The sequence below is a fragment of the Streptomyces sp. NPDC053431 genome (assembly GCF_044544925.1).
In the GTDB taxonomy this organism is placed as follows: Bacteria; Actinomycetota; Actinomycetes; order Streptomycetales; family Streptomycetaceae; genus Streptomyces.
This window is the reverse complement of the sequence record NZ_JBITXX010000003.1, coordinates 74,135-94,810: the sequence shown is the minus strand read 5'-3', so window position 1 is coordinate 94,810 and position 20,676 is coordinate 74,135. Positions and strand designations below refer to the sequence as shown.

Genomic DNA, 20,676 nt, shown 5'->3' with positions numbered 1-20,676 from the left:
CCGGTGCGAAGCTGGGAAAAATCATGCGCAACCTGGACAGGAGTCCGTCATGAGCGGGAGCGAGCAGCCGTCCTCCGAACCGTGGGCGCCGATCGCCGCCGGGTACGCCTTCGACGGAGCGGCACTCGATCTGGGGGCCCTGCTCTGGGACGGCGAGTGTCACCCGGACGCGCGGATCCGCATCCCGCTGCCCATGCTCAACAGGCACGGACTGGTCGCCGGGGCGACCGGCACCGGCAAGACCAAGACCCTCCAGCTGATCGCCGAGCAGCTCTCCGCCCACGGGGTGCCCGTCTTCCTCGCCGACATCAAGGGCGACGTCTCCGGCATCTCGGCGCCCGGCCAGGACGGCGAGAAGGTGCGGGAGCGGGCCGCGCAGGTCGGCCAGGAGTGGACGGCGACGGGCTTCCCCTGCGAGTTCTACGGGCTCGGCGGCACCGGCCCCGGCATCCCGGTACGGGCCACGGTGACCAGCTTCGGGCCGGTGCTCCTGTCGAAGGTGCTCCAGCTCAACCGGACCCAGGAGCAGTCGCTCGGCCTGATCTTCCACTACGCCGACAGCAAGGGCCTGGAGCTGGTCGACCTGAAGGACCTGCGGGCGGTGGTCGCGTTCCTCGTCTCGGAGCCGGGCAAGGCCGAGCTGAAGGGGATCGGCGGGCTGTCGACGGTGACGGCGGGGGTGATCCTGCGGGCCATCACGGCCTTCGAGCAGGAGGGCGCGGGCGGCTTCTTCGGGGAGCCCGAGTTCGACACGGGCGCGTTCCTGCGCACGGCGCCCGACGGGCGCGGCCTGGTCTCCGTACTGGAGCTGCCGGCCGTGCAGGACAAGCCGCAGCTGTTCTCGACCTTCCTGATGTGGCTGCTCGCGGACCTGTACGGGGACCTGCCCGAGGTCGGCGACCTCGACAAGCCGAAGCTGGTCTTCTTCTTCGACGAGGCGCACCTGCTCTTCAACGGGGCGTCGAAGGCGTTCCTGGAGTCGATCACGCAGACGGTGCGGCTGATCCGCTCCAAGGGCGTCGGGGTGTTCTTCGTGACGCAGACTCCGAAGGACGTGCCCGGGGACGTGCTCGCCCAGCTCGGCAACCGGGTCCAGCACGCGCTGCGCGCCTTCACGCCGGACGACGCGAAGGCGCTGAAGGCGACCGTGCGGACCTTCCCGAACTCGGCGTACGACCTGGAGGAGGTGCTGACCGGCCTCGGCACGGGCGAGGCGGTCGTCACCGTACTGAGCGAGAGGGGCGCGCCGACCCCGGTGGCGGCGACCCGGCTGCGGGCGCCGGCGTCGCTGATGGGCCCGCTGCCGGAGCCGGACCTGGCGGCGGCGGTGCAGGGCTCGCCGCTGTACGGGCGGTACGCGGAGGCGGTGGACCGGGAGTCGGCCTACGAGAAGCTGACGGCCGAGCAGCGGGCGGCGGAGGCGGAGGCGCTGCGCGCGGCCGAGGAGGCCGCGGCGGAGAAGGCGGCGGCGAAGGCGGACAAGGAGGCGGCGAGGGCTCCTCGGCGGCAGCCGGAGGAGGAGCCCTCGCTCGCCGAACAGGTCGTCGGGAGCGGCCTGTTCAAGTCCCTCGCGCGGTCGATCGGCACCCAGCTGGGCCGGGAGATCAGCCGGTCGGTCTTCGGGACCGCGCGCCGGAGACGGTGACGGGTGGGTGACCCCGTCGACTACTGGGTGACCTCGTCGTGGTCGGCGTGCAGACCGCCGCCGCTGCCCGCGTCACCGGTGGTCGGGACGAAGGGGACCGGCCGCTTGAGCGAGCTGATGTCGTGGGCGTAGGTGCCCACGGCGTTGGCGATGACGTCGATGTTGACGTCGAAGGCCGCCATGTCGATGTTGGTGATGTCGTCGCCCTTGGCGTGGTAGTTCACGTCGTACGCGACGCCCGCCTGGCCGCCGAACTTCTTCGCCTGGCCTTCGGTCTTGATGCCCTCGGCGCCGGTGAAGGTGCCGCCGGAGGGGATGCCGACCTCGATGAACGGGCCGTAGTCGGAGCGGCCGGTGAAGTCGGTGCCCTCGTGCGGGGCTCCGCTCCTGTCCATGAAGTCGGTGATGTCGCGCTCCAGCTGGGCGGAGCCCTCGGGGCCGGCGCCCGCGCCGACGCCGTCGGAGTTGTCGCCGTCGTAGACGAAGAGTCCGTAGTTCGGCGAGGCGATCATGTCGAAGTTCAGGTAGAGCTTGATCTCCTTCTTGTCGAGGGAGCTCATGTTGGCCACGTAGTGCTCGGAGCCGAGCAGGCCGTTCTCCTCGGCGGACCACCAGGCGAAGCGGATCTTGTTGCGGACCTTGTCCTTCGACCGGGCGAGCTCCAGGGCGGTCTGGAGGAGACCGGCGGAGCCGGAGCCGTTGTCGTTGATGCCGGGGCCGGCGGTGACGGAGTCGAGGTGGGAGCCGAGCATCACGGTGTTGGCGGCGTTGCCGCCCTTGGTCTCCGCGATGACGTTGTTGGTGGACCGCTTCTCCTGGAGCTGCCGGATCTCGAAGGAGAGGTTCACCGGGCCGGCGGCGAGCTCGGCGGCGAGCTTCTCGCCCTCCGCCTTGGTGACGCCACCGGTCGGGATCTTCGCGGCGGCCACGTCGCCGAGGGTGCCGGAGAGGGCGCCCTCGGTGTTGTTGTAGATGATCGCGCCGACGGCGCCGGCCGCGGCGGCGTTCTCCTGCTTGGCGGCGAAGGTGCAGCCACCCCGCTTGATCAGGGCGATCTTCCCGGTGAAGGCGCCGGCGGCGAAGTCGCCCGGCTCGCAGCCGTTGCTGCCGTCGGCGTCGACCGGGGCGGCGGCCAGGCCGGCCTTGATGCCGCCGACCGGGGTCGACTTGGTGTACGTCATCGCCTTGATCACCAGGTCGCGCGCGGTGGGCGAGAGGACGGAGGCCTTCTCGGCGAGCGTCTCCGTGTACATGAAGTCGAACTTCTGGTACGTGACCGCGTAGCCGGCCTTCTTCAGCTGCGTGTACACGTACGCGGCCGAGGCGTCGTGGCCGAGGGTGCCGGCGGCGCGGTTGCCGCCGGCCGAGTCGGCTATCGCCTGGAGCTTCTGCAGGTGCTTGAAGGCGTCCTGCGCGGTCGTCTCGCGGACCAGCTTCCTGGACAGCCTGGCGGCGTCGCGGGCCGGCGCCGCCCCGGGGTCGGGGGTGGCGGTGGCGGGCGCGGCGAGCACCAGCGGGGTGGCGAGTGCTGCGGCGGCCAGAACGGCGGCGGCTCTGCGCTGCGATGCGTTCACAGAAGTCCTTCCCGGTTCGTACGTGGTTGAGGGGAAGTTAGCGATCGTCAGGGGATTCTGTGAACACATCTCCCACAATTCCTGTCAGGTCGAACAGGATTGACAAAAGGAATTAGCAATTCCCCTCGGTGCGAGCCGTTTTGGCCCCCGATGCGGCCTGCAGGCCCTAGACGTCCTTGCCGGCCTTGCCGGCCTTTGCTGCCGCCTTCATCTCCTGCTTGTGCGCGCGCACCTTCGCCAGGGACTCGGGCCCGGTGATGTCGGCGGCCGAGCGGTAGCAGTTCTTCTCGCCGTACGCGCCGGCCGCCTCCTCCCAGCCCTTGGGCCGTACGCCGTACTGCTTGCCGAGCAGGGCGAGGAAGATCTGCGCCTTCTGCTTGCCGAAACCCGGCAGTGCCTCCAGGCGGTCGCGGAGCTCCTTGCCGGTGGCCGCGTCCCGCCAGACGGCCTCGGCGTCGCCCCCGTACTCGTCGACGAGGAAGCGGCACAGCTGCTGGACGCGCTTGGCCATGGAGCCCGGATAGCGGTGCACGGCCGGCTTCTCGGAGAGCAGGGCGGCGAACGCCTCCGGGTCCTGGGCGGCGATCTCGGCGGCGTCGAGGTCGTCGCGGCCCATGCGGGTCGCGATGGTGTAGGGGCCGGAGAACGCCCACTCCATCGGCACCTGCTGGTCGAGCAGCATGCCGACCAGGGCGGCGAGCGGGGAACGGCCGAGGAGCTCGTCGGCCTCCGGCTGCTGGGCGAGGTGGATCGCGGGGCTCATGTCTCGATCATCCCGCCGGGCGCACGCTCACGCCCGGCGGCTCACCCTTTCGCGAAGCGTTCGAGAGCCTCCAGGACGAGACGGCGGGTCTCGTCGCCGCCCAGATGCCCGGCGTCCTCCACCACGTGCAACTCGGCGTCCGGCCAGGCGCGGGTGAGCTCCCAGGCGGTGGTGAGGGGCCCGCCCATGTCGAACCTGCCGTGGACCAGGACGCCGGGGATGCCGGCGAGCCGGTGCGCGTCCCTGATCAGGGCGCCCTCCTCCAGGAAGGCCCCCTGCGAGAAGTAGTGCGAGCAGATCCGTACGGTGGCGAGCCGGGCGGTGTCGACCCGGTCGCTGTACGGGGTGCCCTGGCCCTCTCCGGACAGGACGGCGTCCTCCCAGGCGCACCAGTCGGCGGCGGCCTTGTGCCGTACGGCGGGGTCGGGGTGGTTCATGCGGGCGGCGTAGGCGCCGAGCAGGTCCTCGGCGTCGTCGACCCCCGCCCGGAAGCGCTCGTGGGCCTCGGGGAAGAAGCGGCCGACGCCCTCGTACAGCCAGGCCGTCTCGGAGCGGCGGGTGGTCGTCACGGCGGGGATCACGATCTCGGTCACCCGCTCGGGGTGCGCCTCGGCGTAGGCCAGGATCAGCGTGGAGCCCCAGGACCCGCCGTACAGGAGCCAGTGGTCGATCCCGAGGTGCCCGCGCAGCCGCTCCATGTCGGCGACGAGGTGGGCGGTGGTGTTGACGGACAGATCGGCGGCCGGGTCGCTCGCGTGCGGGGTGGAACGCCCGCAGCCGCGCTGGTCGAACTGGACGATCAGATAGCGCGCCGGGTCGAAGAGCCGCCTCGCCCCGGGGGAGGATCCGGACCCCGGCCCGCCGTGCACGACGAGCGCGGGCTTCCCTTCGGGGTTGCCGGCGACGGACCAGTACACCTGGTTTCCGTCGCCGACGTCGAGCAACCCCTCGTCGTAGGGGGCGAGGTCGGGAAAGAGCTGCGGCATGGACGCGTCGATCGGCATCCGCCCGACGCTACCCGCGGCCGCGCAGGCGTGTCGCGGGGTTTTCGCACCACTCCAGGACCGAGGGTCAGGCCCCGTACCCGTGGTCGGGATTCAGGTGCCCGCCGCCCGGGACCCGGTCCGTGTCGAGGCCGAGCGGAAGGCCGTAGTGCACGTCGGCGCCCTCGGGGCAGTACGGGTCGCCGTCCCCGTGGACGAGCCGCGCGGGCGCCTGGAGCCGTACGGCGGCGAGGTCGAGCCCGTCCGCGAACCCCGCGATCTCCGGGATCGACGCGGTCACCGGCGGCGACGGCGGTGCGACGAGCAGCACCCGGTCCGCCACGGGCTCCCGGCCGGCGGCCGCCGCCCGCAGCCACAGCAGCACGCCGAGACTGTGCGCGAGTACGACGAACTCGGCACCGTCCCCGGGCCGCTCGCCGTGCTTCTCCAGCGCGTCCAGCCAGTCCCCGAGCACGGGGGCGTCCGGCTCCGGCAACTGCGGATACCGCACGTCGTGCCCCCGCCCGCGCAGCTCACCGGCGAGCCAGTGCTGCCAGTGGCCGACGGGACGGTGGTTCTGGAAGCCGTGGAGGATCAGGTAGGTGGTCATGGCACTGATCGTGGGACCGGAAGGGCGGGGGGTCCAGGGTGTTTCAGGGGGTGGACGAGGGTGGGGACTTGGGCACGTGGTGAACGTGGTGCTCCGAAAGATCCGGCAGCACGTCGGCGGCCGCGGCGAAGTCCTTGTCGTCGTGCAGGACGATCAGGCCGTGGTGGACCGCGGTCGCGCAGATGAGCCAGTCGGCGACGGAGAGGCTCTGGTGCCGGCCGCGCCGGGCGAGGCGGTACTGCGCGGTCTCGATCCACCGCCAGGCGTTCTTCGGCACGGGGGCGTCGGGATAGAGGTCCCCGAACATGTCGGTCATCTGGTCGTACTCGTCGAGATTTCGCGCGGACCTGCGGAACTCGGTTCGTTGGGGGTGGCAGGAGCCGATCGTGCCCGCGTGGACCTCGGCCGCCCTGGCCGCGCTCAAGGCGGGGTCGCGCTGGAGTCGCCACACGGCGGTGGAGTCCACCAGGTAGCGCAACATCACCCTTCGCCCTTTTCGGCGGCATGCTCCCGCCAGAAGCCCGTGTCGTCCCAGCCCTTGGCCAGTTCGAGGTAGCGAAGCCGAGCCTCCGTGCGCCGGTGCCGCTCGGTGTACTCGCGCAGCGCGAGGTTCACCATTTCCTTCTTGGTGCGCGCCCCGGAGAGTCGCATCGCCTCGGCGAGGGCCTCGTCGTCTATGTCGATCTGCGTGGCGGTCATCGCGGCCTCCTCCAGCTGATGGGCTCCATACAAGCGTGACCCATGTCATGTATGCGCAACACAGAGTAACCGGCGCGAGCGGGGAGCCGCCTCGGGCCCTAGGACGGCTGCTGGAGGCTCAGCAGCTGTCGTATGCCCGCCTTCAGTTCGTCGGCCGAGAGGTGCTGTTCCTGGGACAGGTGGTGCATCAGGCTCGGGGAGAACGGGGCGAGGAGGAGGTGGGCGAGGAGGGGTGCGTTGGCGCCCGGGCGGGCCTGGGTGACCAGGAGCGTCAGGTGGGCGTGCATCGCGAGGTAGGCGCCGCTGGTGTAGCGCGCGGTGGGGGCGGCGGTCTGGGCCGCGAGCAGGATCTCGCGCTGCTCGACCACGCGGTCGACGAGCGCGTCGAGGAAGGCGTCGAGCCGCTGCGCGGCGGGCGCGCCGGGGCCGAGCGGCGGCGGGCCGCTCATGTACGCCTCCTGGAACTGGCGCTCGCGGTCGTCGAGCAGCGCCCACAGCAGCTGGGAGACGTCGCCGAAGCGGCGGTAGACCGTGCCCACGCCGATGCCGCTCGCGTGCGCGACCTGGTTCATGGTGACGCACTCGGGGCCCTGCTCGGCGACGATCCGGGCGGCGGCGTCGAGGATCTTGCGCCGGTTGCGGGCCGCGTCGGCGCGCTCGGGGGCGGGGCCGCCGACCGTCGGGAGCAGGCTGAGCAGGGGCTTCGGCGCGGGCGCGTCCGCGGGTCCGGCGCCGGTGCCCGGCTTCCTCGTGCTCATCTCCTGCCGCCTGCCTTTCGCTCGCTTCCCCCTCGCGGTCCGTCTGGTCGGTCCGTCTCTGACCCGAGCATACCTGCCCCCCTTGCGAACCGGATAGCTGTCCGCTTACCCTTTCCATGTTGAAGCGGAAAGTAATCCGGTTTTCAGGAGGGCACGCCATGTCCGTCAAGGTCGCCGTCATCTACTACTCGGCCACGGGTAACGTCCACCAGCTCGCCCAGGCCGTCGCCGAGGGCGCCGAGAAGGCCGGCGCCGAGGTCCGGCTGCGCCGGGTGGCCGAGCTCGCCCCCGACACCGCCATCGACGCCAACCCGGCCTGGCGCGCCCACGTCGACACCACCGCGGGTGACGTCGAGATCGCCGCCCTCGACGACCTGGAGTGGGCCGACGCGTACGCGCTCGGCTCGCCGACCCGCTTCGGCAACATCGCCGCCCAGCTGAAGCAGTTCGTCGACACCTCCGGCGGCCTGTGGAACCAGGGCGTCATGGCCGACAAGCCGGCCACCGCCTTCACCAGCGCGTACAACGTGCACGGCGGCAACGAGTCCACGCTGCTCGCCCTCTACAACACCTTCCACCACTGGGGCTCGGTCATCGTCTCCCCCGGCTACACGGACCAGTCCGTCTACGCGGCCGGCGGCAACCCCTACGGCACGGCCCACCCGGGCGCCAACGGCGCCCCGGACGAGAAGGTCCTCGCCGCGGCCCGCTACCAGGGCCAGCGCCTGACGAAGATCGCGAAGCGCCTGAAGGGCCTCGCGGACGCCTGACCCGCGAACGCGTCGGAAGACGACAGGGGACAGGCCCCTGGGGATACGTCCTCAGGGGCCTTTTCGTGCGTGCGTGCGCACGGGACCGGGCGGGGCGCCCCGCGAGAGGGCGGGCGTCACGCGGGCCCGTCGCGCGCGGGCCGCCGGGCGCGGGGTCCGTGCCTCGCGCGGCTTACGCCAGCGACAGGAAGAGCTTCTCCAGGCGGGCCCGCATCTTCTCCGGGTCCTCGCCCGTCCTGCGCCCGTTCTCCATGTCGACGAGACACTGCTGCAGCCCGGTCGCGATGATCGCGAACCCGGCCCGGTCGAGCGCGCGGGAGGCGGCGGCCAGCTGGGTGACGACCTCCTCGCAGTCGCGGCCCTCCTCGATCATGCGGATGACCCCGGATATCTGTCCCTGCGCCCGGCGCAGCCGGTTCAGTACCGCCTTCAGCTCCGCGCCGGCGAGCTCCAGTTCCACGACCACTCCTCGAACATCCGCTTCCCCGTGACGGTGACAGTCACGGGGACCCTCGACGACCAAGGATGACATCAGGCCGGCGTTCAGGCGTTCGCGCCGCTGCCCAGGTCGCTGCCGCCGGCCTCGTCGATCGGGCGGATCACCACGGGATAGACGGGGGATCCGGGCGGGGCCGGGCACTGGGCGACGCGGGCGGCGATCTCGGTCACGCGCTCCAGGCTCGCGCAGTCGAGGACCCAGTAGCCGGCGAGGACCTCCTTCGTCTCCCCGTACGGGCCGTCCGTGACGACCGGGCGGCCCTCGCTGTCGGCGGTCACGAACCGGGTCCTGGCGGGCTCGACGAGGCCCTGGCCGTCGACGAACTCCCCGGTCTCGGACAGGTCGTCGTTGATCGCGTTCATGTAGGCGAACATCGCCCTGAGGTCCTGCTCGCTCCAGGCCGGGCTGTGGTCCGAGGCCTTGCCGTTCATGGCGTTGTAGTCGGCCTGCGCGCCCTGCACCATCACCAGGTACTTCATGACGTCCTCCTTCGGGACCCTCACGCTGTGCGGTGGTTCTTCCACAGGAGACGTCGGAGCCGGTGCGCGTTTCCCGACACCTCGCCGGAGGTCACCTCTTCGGGCGCGTCCAGGGGTACGAACGGTGCCGTTCCGGCCGGTCCGCGCAGGCGGCGCCGAGGCGGACGCCGGCGGTCACGCCCCCGCGGCCAGTTCCCGCTCCAGGGGCGTACGGAAGCGGGGGGTGACGCGGACGTCGCCGACCCAGGCGGCCAGCCGCTCGGCCGCAGCGCGGACCGCCTCCCGCGCCTCCCCGCCCACGTCCGTCAGGAGGCGCCACGACACCTCGCCGTCCGGGCGCTGGGCCCAGCCGCCGACGACGCGGCCGTTCCACCAGACCGTCGGGCCGATGTTGCCGCTGCGGTCGAACAGGGCCGCTCGGTGATCCGGGTCCAGGTACCAGTCGCGGGCCTGCCAGCCCATCGGGGTCGGGTCCAGGGCGGGCAGCAGCGCCGCCCAGGGTTCGGCCGGGGCCGGTACGGGATCGAGGTCGTCCGGCAGGACGTGCCCGACGCCCTCGTCGAGGGCGACCCGCCGCGCGTCGAGGGCCGCCAGGGCGCGGCGCACGTCCGTGACCTTCCAGCCCGTCCACCACTTCAGATCGGCCTCCGTCGCCGGCCCGTACGCGGCCAGCCAGTGCCGTACGAGCTCCGCCTGCGCCTCGGCGGCCGGGAGCTCGGCGTGCGGCGGCATCAGCGCCCAGCGGAAGCGGCTGGACGTCCAGCCGCCCTGCGGGCGGCCGCGGGCGATCCGGCCCTCCATGCCGAGGAGCCGCAGGATCCGGCTGGACACCGGCTGCGGGCCCTCCTGGTTGGTGCCGAGCCCGTACACGTACGTCGCCCGCAACCGAGGTACCGCGGCGCCCAGTTCCGTCCCCGTCGCCTCGCCCCGGGCCGCCAGCTCGGCGAGCACCTGCCGCTCGGTCTCGGCCAGCCACTCCTCGTCGAAGTCGCTGCCCGCCGCCAACTGCCGGACCAGTACAGCGCGTTCGCGCACAGCGGCCGCCTCCGAGGACGAGGAGTGGACGGCGGCGGCGAGGGTGGTCGGCACGACGAAGACCGTGTGCCGCATCCCGTGCATCCGGGTCAGCGTCCGGTCCTCGTACACGGCCCGCTCGACCTCCGCCACCGGGTCCCGGTCCGCGGCGAGCCGCGCCCCGGCCGCCAGGAACACCGTCGCCGCGTCCGTCGCGTGCAGCGCCACCAGCGAACCGGCGACCTCCTCCGCCGTCGCCGCCCGGGCGTCCCCGGCCAGCCGGTGCCGCAGCGCGAGCCTGGCCCGGCGCTCCTCCGCGCCGATCGTCCTCGTCGTACCCGTGCTCTTCTCGCTCATGGGGCCAGGATGACCTCAGATCGCCAGGATGACCGCAGAACGACAGGAAGTGCGGCGCCCTGTCAGGAAGTCCGCCGCCCGCTTCACTGACGCCTGCCGGTCTCGGCGTACGCGCTGCGGCGGGGCTCAGTCCGCCGCCGCCCGCTCCCCCAGCGGCCGGCGCCGCAGGGCCGGATCGGTCAGGGCGGCCGGCTGCCAGACGCCGTCCGCGCGGTAGAGGTCGGTGCCGGGCGGCACGATCGCGTCGATGCGGTCCAGGACCTCGTCGGTCAGGACCACCGAGGCGCCCTTCAGGAGCCCCTCCAGCTGCTCCATCGTGCGCGGCCCGAGGATCACGGACGTCACCGCCGGGTGCGTGGTGACGAACGCGATCGCCAGCTCGGGCAGCGTGCAGCCGATCTCGTCGGCGAGCGTGACGAACTGCTCCACGGCGTCGAGCTTGGCGGCGGTGTCGGGCAGCTCGGGGTCGAAGCGGTGCGGCGTGAGCGCGGCCCGCCCGCTGGTGAGGTCGACGGGCCGGCCCTTGCGGTACTTGCCGGTCAGGAAGCCGGAGGCCAGCGGCGCCCACGTCAGCACGCCCATCCCGTACCGCTGCGCGACCGGCAGGACCGAGGTCTCGACCCCGCGCGCGAGCAGCGAGTACGGGGGCTGCTCGCTGCGGAAGCGGCGCAGCCCGCGCCGCTCGGCGGCGGCGTGCGCCTCGACGATCCGCTCGGCGGGGAAGGTGGAGCAGCCGAAGGCCCGGATCTTGCCCTGGGACACGAGGTCGCCGAGGACGTCGAGGGTCTCCTCGATGTCGGTGCGGTGGTCGGGCCGGTGCACCTGGTAGAGGTCGATCCAGTCCGTGCCCAGCCGCTTGAGGCTGTTCTCGACCGCCCGGGTGATCCAACGCCGGGACGAGCCGCCCCGGTTGGGGCCCTCGCCGCCGACCGGGAAGTACACCTTCGTGGCGAGGACGGTCTCCTCGCGGCGGCGCGGGTCGCGCAGCGCCTTGCCGACGATCTCCTCGGACTCGCCCGCCGAGTACATGTCGGCGGTGTCGACGAAGTTGACGCCCCGGTCGAGGGCGGCATGGATGATCCGTACGGAGTCCTGGTGATCGGGGTTGCCGACCGCCCCGAACATCATCGTGCCGAGGCAGTACGTACTGACTTCGATCCCGGTCCCGCCGAGTACCCGATAGCGCATGCGCCGCACCCTAGGTCTTGGAGTCCCCTCCAGGGCAAGGGGTTTCGGCGAGGAACTCCGTCACCAGGCGGTGGAGGACCTCGGGCCGCTCCAGATGCAGGTCGTGCCCGGTGCCGGGCAGGCAGACGCCGCGCAGTCCCGGCAGCTGCCGTGCCATCTCCGCGTACTCCTCGTCGGCGACGAAGCCGTGCTGCCCCAGCACCGCGAGGACGGGCACGCCGATCGCCGCCCACTCCTCCCACCGGTCCCGGCCGGCGTTCTCGGCGAGCGAGGCGGCCATCACCTCGGGGTCGAACCGCGGCCACAGCCCGCCGTCCCGCTCCTCCAGGCCGTCCGCCCAGCCCTCGCCGACGGGCCCGCCGCCGAGGTGGGCGACGGCCGCCGCCCGGGTGGGGAACGGCACCGGCCAGGCCCGCAGCCAGTCCCCGACCTCCGCCACGGCCTGCGGGCCGGTCCCGCCGGGCCCGGCCTCGACGAGGACGGCGCCGGCGAGGCGGGACGGGTGACGCGCGGCGGTCAGGAGCGCGGCGTGCCCGCCGTACGACTGCCCGACGAGGAGCGTGTGCGTGAGGTCCAGCTCGTCGAGCACGGCGCGGACGTCGGCCACGTACGCGGCCCGTGAGACGTCGGCCGGGTGCCGTTCACTGGCTCCGTGCCCGCGCTGGTCGAGGGCGACGACCCGGTGCCCGTCGGCGCGAAGCCGGCGCGCGAGGCCGTCCCACTCGCCGACGTGCCCGGCGAGCCCGTGCAGGAGGAGCAGCGCCCGCCCGTCACCGCCCCAGTCACGCAGCGAGAGGCGCACTCCGTCGCGCACGAGGACGCGCTCGGTCCAGGGGGCCGCGGCCGGGTCCCCGGCCGGAGGGGTGGCGGTCACAGGGTCTCCGGCCGACGGGGCGGCGGTCACAGGGTCTCCCAATGGCGGGTGGCGGTCACAAGGTCCCCGGCCGAAGGGCCGGCGGTCACCGGGTCTCCGGCCGGAGGGGTGCCGGTCAGAGGGTCTTCAACCGAAGGGCCGGCGGTCACAGGGTCTCCAGCCGGCGGTGCGCGTGGCTGTCGGGGCAGAGCAGCGCGTCGGCGACGGCCGTCCGGGCGTAGAGCACCGACCGGCCGCTGCGGTGGGCGCTGACCAGTCCCGCGTGCTTGAGGGCGATGAGGTGCTGCGAGACGGCCGCCGCCGACAGGCCGGCCGTGGCGGCGAGTTGGGTGGTCGACGCGGGCGTGTCGAGCTCGGCGAGGAGCAGCGCGCGCGAACGCCCGAGGACGGCGGCGACGGCCTCGGTCGCGGTGCCGGTCGTCCGCGGCTCCCACAGATTGCCGATCCCCCGTGCGGGATAGGCAAGTTGGGGCGGGTCCGGGGCGACGGAACGGGTCAGGACCTTCGGCCAGGCGAAGGCGGAGGGGATGAGCAGCAGCCCGGATCCGGCCTTGTCGCGGGTGAGCCCGCAGGAGCGCCGAACCATCCTGAGCGTCCCGTCGTCCCACCGTACGGTCTCGTGGAGTTCGCCCAGGACGCGGGCGGAACCGTGCTCGGCGACCTGTCGTGCCCGGTGGAAGACGTCGGCCTCCAGGAGGCTGCGGATGCGGGCCCAGTAGGGGGCGAGGGCCAGCTCCCAGTACGTCTCGATCTCGGCGCACAGCAGGCCGAGGTCGATCTCCCCCTCCTCGACGGGGAGTTTGCCGGCGTCGCGGCGGATCAGCTCGGGGGAGGCCGCGCGGATGGCGTCGAGCTCCCCGGCGAGGGTGGGGAAGGGCCCGGTGGGCGTCGGGGTGAGGAAGTCGGCCAGGAAGACGCCGCCCGGGACCAGCTTCGCGAGCAGCCCGCGATCGAGCCCGGCGCGGGCGACCCTGGGGCGCACCTGCGCGGCCCAACGCCGGTGCAGCGGCGGGTCCACGGTGTCCCGGAGCAGCCGGAAGCTGGTGACGACCTCCCACATGGGGGAGACGGCGAAGCGGGTCTGGGCGAGATCCGCGGCGGAGAAGATGAGTTCGGACTCCATGCGTCCCCCCTGGTCGGCGTCCGGATTCGGCCTGAGCTTAATCATTGGAGGGCGGTCGGGACAGGGGCGCAGTCTCGGCACATGCCCTCTTCCTTCTCCGGTCTTCCGGCCACCGTCTGGACCGTCTTCGGCGGCACCGTCGTCAACCGCCTCGGCCACATGGTCACCCCGTTCCTGGTGTTCTTCCTCGCCTCGCGCGGCGTCACCGGCACCGACACCTCGTACGTGCTCGGCGCGCTCGGCGCCGGCAACCTCCTCGGCCCGGCCGTCGGCGGCGTCCTCGCCGACCGCCTCGGCCGCCGCCCCACGATGCTCATCGGCCTGATCGGGGCCGCGGCGGCGCAGGGCGCGCTCTTCGTGGCGCCCGGGGTGTGGACGATGGCGGCGGCCGCGCTGCTGATCAGCGCCGCCGCCACGGTCGTCCCGCCGGCCGCCTACGCGCTGATGGCCGACGCCGTCGACGCCGCCCGCCGGCAGCGGGCGTACGCGCTCTTCGGCTGGGGCGTCAACATCGGCACCGCCGTCTCCGGCGTCCTCGGCGGCCTGCTCGCCGCCCACGGCTACTGGCTGCTCTTCGCGGTCGACGCCGGCACGATGCTGGTCTACGCGGTCGTCGTCGTGATCCGTCTGAGCGAGCCCGCCCGCGGGCCGCGCCGGGCCGGTGACGGCATCGGCTACGGCGTCGTCCTCCGCGATCGCCTGGCAATGCTCCTGCTGCCCCTCTACGGCGTGCAGCTCTTCGTCTACTCCCTCACCGAGGTCGCCCTGCCGCTCGCGATCCACGACAGCGGTCTCTCGCCCGCCGTGTACGGCGCGATGGCGGCCGTCAACGCGGTCCTGGTGGTGGCCGTCCAGCCCTTCACGACCGCCCGCCTGGCCCGCCTGCCCCAGCTTCCCGTCCAGGCCGCGGGCAGCGCCCTGATCGCGGTCGGCGTCGCCCTGACGGGCGTGGCGGACGGCATTCTCAGCTTCACGCTCTCGGTCGTGATCTGGTCCCTGGGCGAGGTGGTCGTCGCGGGCATCTCGGCCACCGTCTTCGCCAACCTGGCCCCGGCCCACGCCCGCGGCCGCTACCAGGGCGCCTACAGCTGGACCTGGGGCGTCGCCCGCTTCGCCGCCCTCACGCTGGGCGTCACCGTCTACACCGGAGTCGGCCCCGCCACCCTCTGGTGGACCGCCCTGGTGGCCGGCCTGACCACCGCCTTCGTCTCCCTCACCCTCTCCCGCCGCGTGACCGCCCGCACCGCCGCGGCGGCGGTGGACACGGCCCCGGCCGAGGAGCGCGTGAGCCGGTCGGGGGTGTCTTCCTAGGGCGGGCGCCCGTCGGAGCTCACGCTCACCGTGGACGAGGGCAGACCGCGCCCCACCGGGAACTCTCCGGTGGGGCGCGGTTTTTGTACGCGCCGGCGGAGGGGGCGACGGAGAGGTGTCGGCTGAGAGGTGGCGACGGAGCGGCGGCGGCCGAGCGGCGGCGGCCGAGCGGTGGCGACGGAGAGGTGGCGACGGAGAGGTGGCGACGGAGCGGCGGCGGCCGAGCGGTGGCGACTGAGGGGGCTGCCGATACTGCGACGCCGTTACTGCGACACGGCTACTGAGCGGAGAGGGCCCGGCCCCGCACCGCGTACCGTTCCAGCCGCCGCAGCATCCCCGCCCGGCACTCCGGCCACTCCGTGTCCGTCACCGAGAAGATCGCGGAGTCGCGGAGGCGGCCCGCCTCGCCCGGGGCCCAGGAGGGGCCCCAGTTGCGCAGGACGCCCTCGAAGCGGGCGCCGGTCCTCCCGATCGCGGCGCGGGAGCGCGCGTTGCGGGCGTCCGTCTTGAGGTCGAGGCGGGAGACGGCCCACACCTCGAAGGCGTGCCGGAACAGCAGGTACTTGGCCTCGGTGTTCACTCCCGTGCCCTGCGCCGAGGCGGCGAGCCAGGTGAAGCCGACCTCGACCGCCTGGAGGGCGTCGCCGTCGGGCCGGGTGCGCGGGTCCAGGAAGGCGGTGACGCCGACGGCACGGCCGGTGGACTTCCGGATCTGGGCGTACGGCGCGACCGTGCCGGCCGCGGCGCGGCCGTGCTGGGTGTCGATGTACGCGCCGACCTCGTCGGCGGTCGGCACCCACGTGTACGCGTAGCTGCCGCGGTCCTCCGTCACCGCGACCGCGAGGTCCGCCGCGTGGCGGTGGTCGAGCGGTTCCAGGCGTACCAGGTCGCCGTCCAGGACCGGCCCCTCGAGCGCGAACGTCATCGCGTGCGTACCTCCCCGTCGCGTGCCCGCGCGCCACGGCCCGTGCCATGGCCCCCGTACCGGCCGCGTGATCGCCCGCAGCCTCCCAGATCGCCTCCCGCGTGTCGCGCGATTTCCGCCCCCCGGCTCGCGCCTGCTCCTAGGCTCGGTGCGTGACCGAGAACGAGATCAAGCTCAAGGCCATCGCCGCTCTCACGGCGCTGCGCGGGGGAGTCGAGGAGAGTCTCGTCTCGGACCTTCTGGGCGAGGTGATCCCGGGGCAGTTCGCCGTGCCGGCCGGGGCGAGCGCGGAGGAGGCGGGCCTGTCCGTGCTCGCGCAGCTCTCCGATCCGCTGAGCGCCCTGGTCAACGGCTTCATCCTGGCCTTCGACGCCGTGGCCGACGCCCACGACGCCGCCGGCGCGCAGCCGGACACCGAGTCGATCCTCCAGGAGCTGGCCCTGCGGCTGGCCAGCGACAACTTCGGCTGATCCGCCGCCGCGAGGAGACCGCGGGCCGCGCACTCCACCCCCCGGCCCGGCACGCGCACTGATCGGGTGAAGGCGCGGTGTCGCTGACACGCCCCCGCCGGGACGCGCCCCCGCCGGGAGCGCCCGCGTGGTGGGCTGACGGCCCGGTCACGCTCTCCGTGCGCGCCCGCCGCCTGAGTGATCCACTCCGGTCGGCTGGTGCGCCTGCGTGAACGGGCACGGCGCGGCTGCCGAGGATGCGCCCATGCGTCTTTCCTCTTCCCTGCGGCGCCGTGCTCTGGTTCCGTTCGTGGCCGTCGTGGCCCTGCTGGCCACCGGAGGCTCGTCCGTGGCCACCGCGGCCGAGGCCTGCGGTTCGATCATCACCGCCCCGCTCGCCCCGCCGGCCCCCGCCGACGAGCCCTGTCCCAGCACGGACCCGGTCGTGTGCCGGATCCGCGTGATGCCGATGGACGAGAAGGTCGAGGCCCAGCGGACCCGCATCCGCTACCACGACCTCCTGGAGGACATGCACCGCACGGAGGCGGACATGCGGGCGGCGGGCGCCACCGAGGAGGAGATCGCCCGGGAACTCGTCGACATGCGCAACCAGGCCAAGGAGATTACCCGGGCCGGGATGAGCCCCGAGGAGGTCCGGATCCTGGAGGAGCGCAACCAGGCGAAGTACGGCAACCCCCTCGGCCCGACGGCCGACCAGCTGTACGCGAAGTACGGCTCGTGGGAGAAGGTCGCGGACGCGGCGATGCGCACGAGCTACGCGGTCGACCGCGAACTGAGCCTGGAGTACCGCCCCTGCCCGGTCTGACGGGGACGTCCAGGGACACGGAGAGGGCCGGACCGCCGACACGGGGTCCGGCCCTCTCGTCCGCGCGTCCTCAGACCGGGTACGTGATCGAGCCCAGCGGCGGGCAGGGGACGAGCGTGGTCCCGACGCCGGGGCGTTCCACGAAGGCCCGGGCCTCGGCGGCCTGCCGGCGCCGGTCCTCCAGGTCGTCGGCGTACCAGGCGTCGCGCCTGGCGCGCTCGTGGTCCCATGTGTCGTCGATGAGACCGAGGCTGGTGTTGCCGGAGCTGCGCTGGAACTCCGCCTTCAGGGCAGCCTGTTGGAGCGCGCTCTGGACCGCGGCGAGATCGATGCGGGTGATCAGGACGCCGTGGGTGTGCGGTGCGCGGGTGGGCAGGGGGGCCTGCGGGAGCGAGGACACCCCGGTGTCGAGGCGGCCGAGGTTGTCGACGGTCGCGTCCTGGGCCTCCCTCACCGCGGTCTGCATCTCCTGGTGCAGCCAGAAGAACTCGTCGAGGTCCCCCTGGGTGACGCGCATGCGCTGGTACAGGGCGCGGAAGCGGGGATCGTGGTGCAGCGGGCGCAGGGGGCCCGCGTGGAGCGCCACGCAGTCGTTGTAGCCGGCCGTCACCGCGGCGTCGAGGTGGAGGATCACCTCCTCCGACTGCCCGCGCGCGAGGGCCATTTCGCCGAGGCTCGCCTGGCCGGCGGCGACGAGCCACCTCGCCTCGGGGCCGAGCGCCGTGGCGCGCGCCACGACGTCGTGGAAGCCCGCGGTGCCCACGGCGGCGGGGCCCTCGGTCAGGACCGCCACCAGCAGTTCGTGAACGCGGGCGGCCAGTGAGTTGACGGTGTCGACCATGGATCTCCTCGGACCTCGACGGTGAAGAACGGAAGAACGAAGGGGCGGTTGAGCGGGGTGACGAGTCCGTGGGACGACGGGCGGGCGGGGCGGGCGGATCCTGGAGGAGCCGCCCGCGCCCGCCTCAGCGCTTCTTCCGCAGCACCATGAACCGGGTCGGATCGGCCAGGCTCAGGGTGTAGTGGAGGGTGTCGTCCGACAGCGTCCTGATCTTGGGGTAGTCCACCTCGTCGACGGTGCACGCGCCGGGCGAGGAGCCGGTCACCCGGGACGCGTAGGTGGCCTGGCTCTCGTCGGCGTCGGTGAGCGTCCAGGCGGCTTCGCACCAGGCGCCGGACTTCGACGTCTCGAGGCGGACCTTGCTCTTCTCCTCGCTCGGCGCCGACTGGACGACGGTGAGGGTGACGGTGACGAAGCCCCCGTCGGCGGTCTGGCGCTCGCCGACCCATGTCCCGAGGTACTTCGCCGGGACGGCGCCGCGCCCCGGGTTCCCGGAGGTCGTGCCGGGTGTGGGGCTCTCGTCGGCCGGACCGGAACCGTCGTCCGTCGCCCCGGGGGTCTTCGACGCCGGACCGGCCGACGCCGTGCCGCCCCCGGCCGGGGCGGTCTGGCGGGGGTGCGATCCGTCGGCCTGCCGGTCGTTCTCCCGCAGCTGCTCGACCAGCAGGTATCCGCCGCCCAGCACCAGCAGCCCCACCAGTACGGCCACCGGCACGCCGTACCTCCGCGGGCCACGCGGCCGCCGCGGCCCGCGGTCCGGCACCACGGGCGGTGCCGACGGCGGCGGTACGGGGCCCGGCCCGTACGACCCGGCGGGCCCGCCGACCCCGCCGGCGGTCGGCCCGAAACCGGCCGGAGCAGGCGGCCCGAACCCCGGGGCGCCCACAGGGGGGACCCCCGCAACCCCAGCGGCCCTTGGAGCCCCTGGAGCCCCTGGAGCCACGGGCGTGCCGGGAACGCCGGACGCACCGCCGCCGGGTCCGGCGGCCGGCGCCGCCTCGGCCCCCGGTGTCGCCGGCGCGGCCTCGGCCACCGGTGTCGCCGGCGCGGCCTCGGCCCCCGGTGTCGCCTGCGCCGCCTCGGCGGCCGCCCCGCCCCCGGTGGACACCGGGGTCCCAGCCGCCGTTTCCTCCCCGGCCTCCCGTTCCCCCTCCAGGTCCAGCAGCTGTACGGCGCTGCGTCCGACCGCCGCCGCCAGCGCCGCCGGCAGCCAGTCCCCGTGCCCGAGCCGGGCGGCGGACGCGCCGTCGCCGTCCAGTCGTTTCCGTACCAGTCCGGGCGAGGGGCGGGCGGACGGGTCCTTGGCCAGGCAGTCACGGACGAGGGAGTGCAGCGGGCCGGCCAGCCCGGAGAGGTCGGGCTCCTCGTACAGCACCCGGTAGAGCAGGACGGGCGCGCTCACCCCGGAGCCGAACGGCATGGTCCCCGTCGCCGCGTACGCGAGCACCGCGCCGAGCGAGAAGACGTCGCTCTCGGGCCCGGCGGGCTGCCCGTCGGCCTGCTCCGGCGACATGAAGCCCGGTGAGCCGAACACCTGGCCGGACTGCGTGAGCACGGTGGTGGCGTCCAGTGCGCGGGCGATGCCGAAGTCGATCAGGCGGGGCCCGTCCAGGGTCAGCAGCACGTTCGACGGCTTGACGTCCCGGTGCACCAGCCCGAGGCCGTGCACATGGGCGAGGGCCTCGGCGAGGCCGACGCCCAGGGTGCGGACGGCCGTCTCGGGCAACGGCCCGAAGTCCCGTACGGCGGCGGTCAGCGCGGGCCCGGCGACGTAGCCGGTGGCCACCCACGGGTGCCCGCCCTCGGTGTCCGCGTCCAGGACCGGTGCCGTCCAGGCGCCGCCGACCCGCCGGGCGGCCGCGACCTCCTGACGGAACCGGGCCCGGAACTCGGAGTCCTCGGCCAGCTCGCGACGGACCACCTTGACGGCGACGGTCCGACCGCCCGCGGTCCGGCCGAGGTAGACCCGGCCCATCCCGCCCGCTCCCAGTTGCCGCAGCAACCGGTACTCGCCCACCTGCCGCGGATCGTCCGCTGCCAGCGGCTGCATGCCCACGCTCCCCCTCGCGCTCGGCGCCCCGTACCGCCTCACGCGTCCGCAGCAGACGCTACCCGCCCGGGACCACCCGCGGGAGGGGGTCGCGATCTTCAAGCGGTGCGGGCCTCCGACGTGGTCGTCACCATGGGCTGCGGCGACGCGTGCCCGTACTTCCCCGGCAAGCGCTACCTCGACTGGAAGCTGGACGACCCCGCCGGCCGGGCGTGGACGCCGTCCGCCCGATCCGCGACGCCATCGAGCGACGCGTCCGCGACCTGCTGACCGAACTCGGCATCGTGTTAGCGCGCGTGAGCACGGCCTCGCCGGCGTGCTGCCTGGCGCTCTGGCTGCCTGGCCGCCTTGAGCACGCGGAAAACGCCGAAGGGCCGGTCCACTTCCGCGGACCGGCCCTTCGGGCCGGCGGAGGACATGAGCGAGAGACGGGGACTCTCAGGACTGGCTGACCGGAGCGGACTTCTGCCTGAGGCCGGCCGGGGGGTCGGCGAAGGCCTTCTCCACGTCGACCTCGTAGCACAGGTTGACGCTTGCGTCACCGAGAGTCGTATCGGCGAAGCCCTGGACGTCGGCCACGGACTTCGTCTCCCAGAGGCAGGTCACCATGGAGCCGTCGACGTGCGGGTAGAACTGCAGCACCCGGGTGCCGTCCGGCGCTCCGGTGCCGTCGATCAGGGCCTGGCCACGGGGAAACGCCGTCTCCGGGTTCAAGATCTTGTGCTGGACCACGACGTACATGGGGTCCTCCTCGTTCGGTGCCGTGTCGTTCGAGGAATCGACGCAAGCGTCCGGAGGCGGCGCCGCGTCGCACGTAGTCACCACTTCCATTGTGGGCCGGATGGTCCGGCCCGGCTGCGTGCGCGGCCAGGTGCCTTGACGAGAACTGCTGAGACGAGAACTGCTGAGACGGGAACGGAGACGGCGGAACGCCGAAG

The 20,676-nt window shown here is 73.3% G+C and carries 22 protein-coding genes and 1 pseudogene; 6 read left to right on the top strand and 17 right to left on the bottom strand.

Features of this window, described 5'->3' with window-relative positions:
• Positions 1 to 49 precede the first annotated feature (49 nt).
• Entirely contained in the window at positions 50 to 1,645 is a 1,596-nt protein-coding gene (locus tag ACIGXE_RS09855; RefSeq protein WP_399745345.1) for a helicase HerA-like domain-containing protein, read from the top strand.
• Between the two features lie 20 nt (positions 1,646 to 1,665).
• Here ACIGXE_RS09855 and ACIGXE_RS09850 read toward each other — a convergent pair whose 3' ends face one another.
• The 7 genes from ACIGXE_RS09850 to ACIGXE_RS09820 all read right to left on the bottom strand — a co-directional run bounded on the left by ACIGXE_RS09850 (position 1,666) and on the right by ACIGXE_RS09820 (position 7,032).
• The gene (locus tag ACIGXE_RS09850; protein ID WP_399745343.1) at positions 1,666 to 3,219 is read right to left on the bottom strand and encodes a M28 family metallopeptidase; all 1,554 of its coding nucleotides are present in this window, start codon (positions 3,217 to 3,219) and stop codon (positions 1,666 to 1,668) included.
• A 166-nt stretch (positions 3,220 to 3,385) separates the two neighbouring features.
• Positions 3,386 to 3,982 (bottom strand): HhH-GPD-type base excision DNA repair protein, encoded by a 597-nt coding sequence (locus ACIGXE_RS09845; protein ID WP_399745341.1) that lies wholly within the window; start codon positions 3,980 to 3,982, stop codon positions 3,386 to 3,388.
• Positions 3,983 to 4,023: 41 nt separating this feature from the next.
• Positions 4,024 to 4,968 carry a prolyl aminopeptidase gene (gene pip / locus ACIGXE_RS09840; RefSeq protein ID WP_399746323.1) on the bottom strand — a complete coding sequence of 315 codons (945 nt, stop codon included), beginning with the start codon at positions 4,966 to 4,968 and terminating at the stop codon, positions 4,024 to 4,026.
• Between the two features lie 85 nt (positions 4,969 to 5,053).
• The gene (locus tag ACIGXE_RS09835) at positions 5,054 to 5,575 is read right to left on the bottom strand and encodes an RBBP9/YdeN family alpha/beta hydrolase (RefSeq protein ID WP_399745339.1); all 522 of its coding nucleotides are present in this window, start codon (positions 5,573 to 5,575) and stop codon (positions 5,054 to 5,056) included.
• A gap of 43 nt (positions 5,576 to 5,618) precedes the next feature.
• Positions 5,619 to 6,056 (bottom strand): PIN domain-containing protein, encoded by a 438-nt coding sequence (locus ACIGXE_RS09830; protein WP_399745337.1) that lies wholly within the window; start codon positions 6,054 to 6,056, stop codon positions 5,619 to 5,621.
• A complete protein-coding gene (locus ACIGXE_RS09825) occupies positions 6,056 to 6,274 on the bottom strand; it encodes a type II toxin-antitoxin system VapB family antitoxin (RefSeq protein ID WP_399745335.1) in 219 nt (72 codons plus the stop codon). Before ACIGXE_RS09825 ends, ACIGXE_RS09830 begins: the two co-directional genes overlap by 1 nt.
• Positions 6,275 to 6,372: 98 nt before the next feature.
• On the bottom strand, positions 6,373 to 7,032 hold the full coding sequence (locus ACIGXE_RS09820) for a TetR/AcrR family transcriptional regulator (protein WP_399745333.1): 660 nt from the start codon (positions 7,030 to 7,032) through the stop codon (positions 6,373 to 6,375).
• Positions 7,033 to 7,190: 158 nt separating this feature from the next.
• Here ACIGXE_RS09820 and wrbA point away from each other — a divergent pair, with 158 nt between their 5' ends.
• Complete coding sequence (gene wrbA, locus ACIGXE_RS09815) at positions 7,191 to 7,802, top strand: NAD(P)H:quinone oxidoreductase (protein WP_399745331.1); 612 nt, start codon at positions 7,191 to 7,193, stop codon at positions 7,800 to 7,802.
• Positions 7,803 to 7,974: 172 nt separating this feature from the next.
• Here wrbA and ACIGXE_RS09810 read toward each other — a convergent pair whose 3' ends face one another.
• The 6 genes from ACIGXE_RS09810 to ACIGXE_RS09785 all read right to left on the bottom strand — a co-directional run bounded on the left by ACIGXE_RS09810 (position 7,975) and on the right by ACIGXE_RS09785 (position 13,336).
• Positions 7,975 to 8,262 (bottom strand): metal-sensitive transcriptional regulator, encoded by a 288-nt coding sequence (locus tag ACIGXE_RS09810; RefSeq protein ID WP_399745329.1) that lies wholly within the window; start codon positions 8,260 to 8,262, stop codon positions 7,975 to 7,977.
• An 83-nt stretch (positions 8,263 to 8,345) separates the two neighbouring features.
• Positions 8,346 to 8,780 (bottom strand): YciI family protein, encoded by a 435-nt coding sequence (locus ACIGXE_RS09805; RefSeq protein ID WP_399745327.1) that lies wholly within the window; start codon positions 8,778 to 8,780, stop codon positions 8,346 to 8,348.
• A gap of 174 nt (positions 8,781 to 8,954) precedes the next feature.
• On the bottom strand, positions 8,955 to 10,151 hold the full coding sequence (locus ACIGXE_RS09800) for a winged helix DNA-binding domain-containing protein (protein ID WP_399745325.1): 1,197 nt from the start codon (positions 10,149 to 10,151) through the stop codon (positions 8,955 to 8,957).
• A gap of 126 nt (positions 10,152 to 10,277) precedes the next feature.
• The gene (locus ACIGXE_RS09795; protein WP_399745323.1) at positions 10,278 to 11,339 is read right to left on the bottom strand and encodes an aldo/keto reductase; all 1,062 of its coding nucleotides are present in this window, start codon (positions 11,337 to 11,339) and stop codon (positions 10,278 to 10,280) included.
• 10 nt (positions 11,340 to 11,349) lie between these two features.
• A complete protein-coding gene (locus ACIGXE_RS09790; RefSeq protein ID WP_399745321.1) occupies positions 11,350 to 12,213 on the bottom strand; it encodes an alpha/beta fold hydrolase in 864 nt (287 codons plus the stop codon).
• Positions 12,214 to 12,358: 145 nt separating this feature from the next.
• Positions 12,359 to 13,336: a DUF5937 family protein gene (locus tag ACIGXE_RS09785; protein WP_399745319.1), complete on the bottom strand. Its 978-nt coding sequence runs from the start codon at positions 13,334 to 13,336 to the stop codon at positions 12,359 to 12,361.
• Positions 13,337 to 13,417: 81 nt separating this feature from the next.
• Here ACIGXE_RS09785 and ACIGXE_RS09780 point away from each other — a divergent pair, with 81 nt between their 5' ends.
• A complete protein-coding gene (locus ACIGXE_RS09780; protein WP_399745317.1) occupies positions 13,418 to 14,647 on the top strand; it encodes an MFS transporter in 1,230 nt (409 codons plus the stop codon).
• 277 nt (positions 14,648 to 14,924) lie between these two features.
• On the opposite strand, the gene ACIGXE_RS09775 is transcribed toward ACIGXE_RS09780, so the two are convergent.
• A complete protein-coding gene (locus tag ACIGXE_RS09775) occupies positions 14,925 to 15,572 on the bottom strand; it encodes a GNAT family N-acetyltransferase (protein ID WP_399745315.1) in 648 nt (215 codons plus the stop codon).
• A gap of 152 nt (positions 15,573 to 15,724) precedes the next feature.
• On the opposite strand from ACIGXE_RS09775, the gene ACIGXE_RS09770 reads away from it, so the two are divergent.
• Together ACIGXE_RS09770 and ACIGXE_RS09765 are read left to right on the top strand one after the other, a co-directional pair.
• A complete protein-coding gene (locus ACIGXE_RS09770) occupies positions 15,725 to 16,042 on the top strand; it encodes a hypothetical protein (RefSeq protein WP_399745313.1) in 318 nt (105 codons plus the stop codon).
• A gap of 244 nt (positions 16,043 to 16,286) precedes the next feature.
• Positions 16,287 to 16,847, top strand: a complete 561-nt coding sequence (locus ACIGXE_RS09765) for a hypothetical protein (protein ID WP_399745311.1) — start codon at positions 16,287 to 16,289, stop codon at positions 16,845 to 16,847.
• Positions 16,848 to 16,917: 70 nt separating this feature from the next.
• Here the strand turns inward: ACIGXE_RS09765 and ACIGXE_RS09760 are convergent, their stop codons facing one another.
• Both ACIGXE_RS09760 and ACIGXE_RS09755 read right to left on the bottom strand, forming a co-directional pair.
• Complete coding sequence (locus tag ACIGXE_RS09760) at positions 16,918 to 17,688, bottom strand: hypothetical protein (protein ID WP_399745309.1); 771 nt, start codon at positions 17,686 to 17,688, stop codon at positions 16,918 to 16,920.
• A 124-nt stretch (positions 17,689 to 17,812) separates the two neighbouring features.
• Positions 17,813 to 19,738, bottom strand: a complete 1,926-nt coding sequence (locus tag ACIGXE_RS09755; RefSeq protein ID WP_399745307.1) for a protein kinase — start codon at positions 19,736 to 19,738, stop codon at positions 17,813 to 17,815.
• A 99-nt stretch (positions 19,739 to 19,837) separates the two neighbouring features.
• Here ACIGXE_RS09755 and ACIGXE_RS09750 point away from each other — a divergent pair.
• A pseudogene (locus ACIGXE_RS09750) lies at positions 19,838 to 20,016 on the top strand (phosphotyrosine protein phosphatase); the annotation flags it as partial.
• Between the two features lie 160 nt (positions 20,017 to 20,176).
• Here the strand turns inward: ACIGXE_RS09750 and ACIGXE_RS09745 are convergent.
• Entirely contained in the window at positions 20,177 to 20,479 is a 303-nt protein-coding gene (locus ACIGXE_RS09745) for a hypothetical protein (RefSeq protein ID WP_399745305.1), read from the bottom strand.
• Positions 20,480 to 20,676 lie beyond the last annotated feature (197 nt).

Bases quoted from the DNA above. Each gene is read 5' to 3' on its own strand.
- ACIGXE_RS09855 (WP_399745345.1), top strand. From the start codon at position 50: ATGAGCGGGAGCGAGCAGCCGTCCTCCGAACCGTGGGCGCCGATCGCC.
- ACIGXE_RS09745 (WP_399745305.1), bottom strand. From the start codon at position 20,479: ATGTACGTCGTGGTCCAGCACAAGATCTTGAACCCGGAGACGGCGTTT.
- ACIGXE_RS09795 (WP_399745323.1), bottom strand. From the start codon at position 11,339: ATGCGCTATCGGGTACTCGGCGGGACCGGGATCGAAGTCAGTACGTAC.
- ACIGXE_RS09760 (WP_399745309.1), bottom strand. From the start codon at position 17,688: ATGGTCGACACCGTCAACTCACTGGCCGCCCGCGTTCACGAACTGCTG.
- ACIGXE_RS09800 (WP_399745325.1), bottom strand. From the start codon at position 10,151: ATGAGCGAGAAGAGCACGGGTACGACGAGGACGATCGGCGCGGAGGAG.
- ACIGXE_RS09805 (WP_399745327.1), bottom strand. From the start codon at position 8,780: ATGAAGTACCTGGTGATGGTGCAGGGCGCGCAGGCCGACTACAACGCC.
- wrbA (WP_399745331.1), top strand. From the start codon at position 7,191: ATGTCCGTCAAGGTCGCCGTCATCTACTACTCGGCCACGGGTAACGTC.
- ACIGXE_RS09835 (WP_399745339.1), bottom strand. From the start codon at position 5,575: ATGACCACCTACCTGATCCTCCACGGCTTCCAGAACCACCGTCCCGTC.
- ACIGXE_RS09820 (WP_399745333.1), bottom strand. From the start codon at position 7,032: ATGAGCACGAGGAAGCCGGGCACCGGCGCCGGACCCGCGGACGCGCCC.
- ACIGXE_RS09785 (WP_399745319.1), bottom strand. From the start codon at position 13,336: ATGGAGTCCGAACTCATCTTCTCCGCCGCGGATCTCGCCCAGACCCGC.
- ACIGXE_RS09830 (WP_399745337.1), bottom strand. From the start codon at position 6,056: ATGTTGCGCTACCTGGTGGACTCCACCGCCGTGTGGCGACTCCAGCGC.
- ACIGXE_RS09755 (WP_399745307.1), bottom strand. From the start codon at position 19,738: ATGCAGCCGCTGGCAGCGGACGATCCGCGGCAGGTGGGCGAGTACCGG.
- pip (WP_399746323.1), bottom strand. From the start codon at position 4,968: ATGCCGCAGCTCTTTCCCGACCTCGCCCCCTACGACGAGGGGTTGCTC.
- ACIGXE_RS09775 (WP_399745315.1), bottom strand. From the start codon at position 15,572: ATGACGTTCGCGCTCGAGGGGCCGGTCCTGGACGGCGACCTGGTACGC.
- ACIGXE_RS09825 (WP_399745335.1), bottom strand. From the start codon at position 6,274: ATGACCGCCACGCAGATCGACATAGACGACGAGGCCCTCGCCGAGGCG.
- ACIGXE_RS09845 (WP_399745341.1), bottom strand. From the start codon at position 3,982: ATGAGCCCCGCGATCCACCTCGCCCAGCAGCCGGAGGCCGACGAGCTC.
- ACIGXE_RS09780 (WP_399745317.1), top strand. From the start codon at position 13,418: ATGCCCTCTTCCTTCTCCGGTCTTCCGGCCACCGTCTGGACCGTCTTC.
- ACIGXE_RS09765 (WP_399745311.1), top strand. From the start codon at position 16,287: ATGCGTCTTTCCTCTTCCCTGCGGCGCCGTGCTCTGGTTCCGTTCGTG.